Here is a 1,183-nt window from a genome sequence, read left to right as displayed (position 1 = left end):
GGCATTTCGATCTCGCCGGCATCGAGCGATTGCGCGAAGCGTTCGGCGCCGAGCGCGACGGCGCGCTGCAACGCCGCTTGCGCATCGTCGACCAGCAGACCGGCGGCATAGGCCGAGGTGCCGTGCACGGCATGGGAGGCGCTGGCAAAGCCCTTCCGCTCAGTGTTGACGACGAGATTGATGGCGCCCTGGCGGAAAACCGTCACCCGCTTGCTCTTGTGCCTGGCCGCCTTGCGGAAGCCAAGGCTGGCAAACAGCGCTTCAAGCGCAAGCGCCTCGTCTTCATCGGCGGTGAACTCGATAAAGGCGATGCCCTCGACCTTGGCGCGCGGCGGCATCGACGGCACCGGCAGCGCGCTCTCCGGCTGCTGGCGCTTCACCTGATCGCCGAGATAGATCAGCGAGCGGCGGCCATCGACGGCGATCGCGTTCGGGGATCCGCCGCGGAACTGGTCGTTGAAGATCTCCAGCGACAGATAGCCGTCATAACCGGTGGCGGCGACGGCCTTCATGAAGTCGAGCACCGGCAGGTCGCCTTCGCCGGGCATATTGCGGAAGTGCCGGCTCCAGTAGAGCAGATCCATGTCGATCAGCGGCGCATCGGCGAGCTGGATGATGAAGATCTTCTCCTTCGGGATCGACCGGATCGAATTGACGTCGATCTTGCGCGACAGCGTATGAAAACTGTCGAGGATCAGGCCGATATTCGGATGATCGGCCCGCCGGACGATCTCCCAGGCATCCCGGTGATCGTGGATGTGGCGGCCCCAGGCAAGCGCCTCGTAGCCGACGCGCAGGCCGCGTTTGGCGGCGCGCTCGCCGAGTTCGTGAAAATCCGCCGCCGCCCGGTCGAGGCCGCCAAGGGCGGCCGGCGAGACGTTTGAACAGACGAGCACCAGATCAGTGCCCATTTCCTGCATGAGGTCGAATTTGCGTTCGGCCCGGTCGAAGGTGCGGCCGCGCAATGGCTCCGGCATGCCTTCGAAATCGCGGAACGGCTGAAACAGTGTGATCTCCATGCCGAGATCGCGCACCAGACGGCCGACCTCTCTCGGGCTCTCGTCGAAGATCAGGAAATCATTCTCGAAAATCTCCACCCCGTCGAAGCCGGCCTTGGCGATCGCCTCCAGCTTGTCGCTGAGGTCGCCGCTCAATGAAACGGTCGCAATCGAGGTCTTCATCG

Annotated in this window: 1 protein-coding gene; it reads right to left on the bottom strand. The window is 64.1% G+C overall.

Features of this window, described 5'->3' with window-relative positions:
• On the bottom strand, window positions 1-1,181 hold a 1,181-nt coding region (locus K6M89_RS30465), incomplete at its 3' end, for a sugar phosphate isomerase/epimerase and 4-hydroxyphenylpyruvate domain-containing protein (RefSeq protein ID WP_222141852.1).
• Window positions 1,182-1,183: the final 2 nt, after the last annotated feature.

It is taken from the genome of Rhizobium croatiense, assembly GCF_019793465.1.
GTDB classification, from domain to species: Bacteria; Pseudomonadota; Alphaproteobacteria; order Rhizobiales; family Rhizobiaceae; genus Rhizobium; species Rhizobium croatiense.
This window is presented reverse-complemented; position numbering and strand designations above follow the sequence as displayed.